3 protein-coding genes and 1 pseudogene are annotated in these 3,593 nt (G+C 46.0%); all 4 read right to left on the reverse strand.

Translation table 11 applies throughout. The annotated features are described in order from the left end of the window. Positions 1 to 237: pseudogene (locus Q0546_RS01465) on the reverse strand (4-(cytidine 5'-diphospho)-2-C-methyl-D-erythritol kinase); the annotation flags it as partial. Next, the gene (gene csrA, locus Q0546_RS01470) at positions 237 to 467 is read right to left on the reverse strand and encodes a carbon storage regulator CsrA (protein WP_002946591.1); all 231 of its coding nucleotides are present in this window, start codon (positions 465 to 467) and stop codon (positions 237 to 239) included. The gene csrA and the pseudogene Q0546_RS01465, both read right to left, overlap by 1 nt. Further along, entirely contained in the window at positions 461 to 1,282 is an 822-nt protein-coding gene (truB, locus tag Q0546_RS01475) for a tRNA pseudouridine(55) synthase TruB (RefSeq protein ID WP_298789883.1), read from the reverse strand. The genes csrA and truB overlap by 7 nt, the downstream gene beginning before the upstream one ends. Positions 1,283 to 1,399: 117 nt before the next feature. Next, positions 1,400 to 3,484 carry a UvrD-helicase domain-containing protein gene (locus tag Q0546_RS01480; protein WP_298789885.1) on the reverse strand — a complete coding sequence of 695 codons (2,085 nt, stop codon included), beginning with the start codon at positions 3,482 to 3,484 and terminating at the stop codon, positions 1,400 to 1,402. Between the last annotated feature and the right edge of the window lie 109 nt (positions 3,485 to 3,593).

Here is a 3,593-nt window from a genome sequence, read left to right on the forward strand (position 1 = left end):
GAAAAACTCATCTAGCTCGTTTTTAAAGCCCGCTTTTTCAAGTTCAAATTTAGCCTTTAAAATGATATTATTTTCGATATTTTCGTTATCGCACTCTAGCGCAAAGCCGTCCGCTTTTTCAAAGAAAATTTCGTCGTAAATCTCGTGCCGCAAAATAAAGCGAGAAACGATCTCGTGGTAGTTGCCGCGAGTGCCGACGATCTTTAAAAAGGAGTTGATTTTCGCGTAGCTTTTCATTATTTTACTATTTTATCGCTCAGCTCTTTTAGGCTCGCTTCGCCCGCACCGTTTAGGGCTTGTTTATTTTCCGCCGCTACGTCTTCTACTAGTTCCGAGCGCAGGATCATCATATTTTTAGGCGCGTCGATGCCGATTTTTACGCCGCCTTTTGAGATGCCTACAACCGTGATTTTGATATCGTTTCCTAGCATTATGCTTTCGTCTTCTTTTCTTGCGAGTATTAGCATTTTTCGACCTTATTTAGTTTATATGTTACGGTTTTGTCTTTGATTTCAATGATACTAAAAAATTCATCAAAGTTTATTAAATATAGCCCTTCGGCGCCAAATTTTAGCTTTTCTGCGCTCAGTTTTTTGCCCAGCATTACGTCCACGGGGTCGCCCAGATATTCGTTTCGCGGCAATGAGATAAAATCAAGTGGATTTAAAAACCTCTCGTTTTCGTAAATAAATTTGCCTTCGCTTACGCGTTTTAGCGCGCTTAGAGTGGCTCTTGCGCCAAGCTTTTTGGCTAAAATTTGAGCATACGAGCGCACATACGAGCCCTCGCTAACGCTAATGCAAAAGCTCAAAAACGGATGCATATACGCAGTCAAATTTACGTCAAAAACGCTCATTGTTTGGCTTTTTAGCTCAAATTCCTCGCCCGCTCTTGCTAGCTCATACGCGCGCCTGCCGTCTACGTGCTTGGCGCTAAATTTGGGCGGTATGTAGGCAATCTCGCCTTTTAGCTCGGCTAGTGCGGCCTTTACGTCCGCTAAATTTAACGGCGGGCAAAGCGTGATTTCCTCGATATTTTCGTTATCCAGACTAGCGCTTGTAGCTCCTAGCCACATCGTCGCTTCGTAGATTTTGGGCGTTTTATCTATATAGTTAAAAAGCCGAGTGTGGTTGCCCAGGGCCACGATCAGGCAGCCGCTGGCAAACGGATCTAGCGTGCCTGAAAAGCCTGCCTTTTTGATGCCGTATTTGCGCTTTAGCCTGCTAAGGAAATGATTTGAGCTTATGCCTGCGGGCTTATTTGCGACAAAAAGCGCGTTCATTTAAATTTGACCTTTAGAGGTTGCGTTAAATTTGAGCTGCGAGCGTCAAATTTGAGCGCATAAATTTGATCAAATTTAACGCCGAAATTGGCACGACTAGCCTCAAATTTGCCCATTTTACACCGCTTTTTCGACGAAGCTAGACATTATCTCGCGGCTGATTCCGCCGAAATTTATCGTTAGTTTTAACTCTTTTTTGATCTTCGTTACCGCCGTCACGCGCCCGATACCGAAAATTTTATGCTTGACAAGATCGCCTTTTTTGTATTCGCCGGCGGTTTGCGTTTGCGTCTGGATGATGAGGCTACCGCTGCAAACGCCTGCCTCGCTTAAAAATCTGCTCTTTTCCAGCCTCGTTCGCTGACCTTTATAAAAGCGCGAATTTACAAAGCTTAGCGTCAGGGTTTTTTTGGCGCGGGTTATGGCGACGTAGGCTAGGCGTCGCTCCTCCTCGATGTCGCTGCCGTCGCCTAGCAGCGGGAAAAATCCCTCCTCAAGCCCGATCACGAAAAGATGCTCAAACTCAAGCCCCTTGCTAGCGTGGATACTCATGATCGAGATCGCCTCGCCGCCGATGTTATCCTGCTCGCTTTGCAGTGCGATCTCGTTTAAAAACTCCTCTATAGAAAAGCTTGGATTTTGTTTGATTTGATCCTTGATCGTAGCGTAAAACTCGTCGATGTTTGCCACGCGCTCGGAGCCGTCGGGTAGGCTCTCGTAGTATTTTTTGATGCCAAATTTCGCCTCTAGTTTATCCACTAGCCCATAGGGCGAGTCGCACTCTTTTAGCTCTCTTAAATTTGCCGCAAATTCGCCAAGACTTGAGACGATTTTTTTGCTTAGATCTTTGTCGTTTTCGTCTAGGCTAGATATCGCTTCAAATAGCGAAAGCTTATGCTCGAAGGCGATTTTTTCGATTTTTGCGAGGCTTACTTTACCTAGGCCGCGTTTTGGGCGGTTGATGACGCGCTTTAGCGAGAAGTCGTCGTTTTCGTTTGCGACCAGCCTTAGATAGCTGATGACGTCCTTGACCTCGGCACGCTCGTAGAATTTAACTCCGCCGACCATCTTATACGGGATTTTTTCTTTGGTTAGGCCCTCTTCGAGCGAGCGGGAGAGGGCGTTTATGCGGTACAGGATCGCGATATCGCTAGCCTGCGCGCCGCTATCAAGCAGCTTTTTGATGCGTTTGGCCACCTTTAGGCTCTCCATCGTTTCGTCGTCCGATTCCATTAGCGCGACGTCCTCGCCGCCTTCTTTAGTGCTTTTTAGTTCTTTGCCGAGGCGGTTTCTGTTGTGATCGATGAGCTCGTTTGCCGCGCGTAAAATTTGACTCGTCGAGCGGTAGTTTTGCTCTAGTCTTATGATTTTGGCGTCTTTAAACTGATCTTTAAAATTTAATATATTTTCGATTCTTGCGCCGCGCCAGCCGTAGATACTCTGATCATCGTCGCCCACGACTGCGATATTTTCGTGCGTTAGACAGAGCTTGCGCAGGAGTTTGTACTGAAGGTCATTGGTGTCTTGATACTCGTCCACCATCACGTAGGAGTATCGCTGCGAGATCTCGCGCGCTAGAGCTTCGTCCTCGTCTAAAATTTTATAGCTAAGGCAGAGCAGATCGTCAAAATCCACGAGGTTATTCGCGGCTAGATACTCCTCGTAAAGCTTGTAGATGTTTGCTAGCTTTGCGTGGTAGCCGTCTTTGAAATTGTGCCCGTTTGCAAACATGCCGCCGCGATTTAGCACCTCTTCTACGCTTAAAAGCGAGTTTTTAAAATTTGAGATCTCGCTGGCTAGCACCGAGGTCGGGATATCGCCCTCAAAGCCTTTTAAAATGCGTTTTTTATCGTCGGTATCGATGATGACGAAGTTGTTTTTGCGCTTTAGTCGGTCGATATAAAATTTCAAAAACAAAAGCCCGAATTTGTGAAAAGTGCAAAGCAGCGGAGTGAAATTTTTACCTGCGTCGCCCAGCATTTTTAGCGCGCGGGTTCGCATTTCGCTTGCGGCTTTGTTGGTGAAGGTTAGCGTTAGGGTATTTGACGGCGGGATGCCTAGCTCGCTTATGAGATAAGCTAGGCGAGTGGTGATGGTTTTGGTTTTTCCGCTACCGGCCCCGGCTAAAATCAGCATCGCTCCGTCGGTGTGCGAGGCTGCCTCGCGCTGGCTTTCGTTTAGTTCGTCTAGTAAATCGGGCATTAAAATTCCTGCTTTATTTATTAAAATGATTAAATTTTAACAAAATAAGCTTAAAAATGGCCGCTGATTTAAATTTGGGTCTGATTAAGAGCGTTTTCAGATATAAATC

This window comes from uncultured Campylobacter sp., assembly GCF_937997465.1.
Classification (GTDB): domain Bacteria; phylum Campylobacterota; class Campylobacteria; order Campylobacterales; family Campylobacteraceae; genus Campylobacter_A.

Bases quoted from the DNA above. Each gene is read 5' to 3' on its own strand.
- csrA (WP_002946591.1), bottom strand. From the start codon at position 467: ATGCTAATACTCGCAAGAAAAGAAGACGAAAGCATAATGCTAGGAAAC.
- truB (WP_298789883.1), bottom strand. From the start codon at position 1,282: ATGAACGCGCTTTTTGTCGCAAATAAGCCCGCAGGCATAAGCTCAAAT.
- Q0546_RS01480 (WP_298789885.1), bottom strand. From the start codon at position 3,484: ATGCCCGATTTACTAGACGAACTAAACGAAAGCCAGCGCGAGGCAGCC.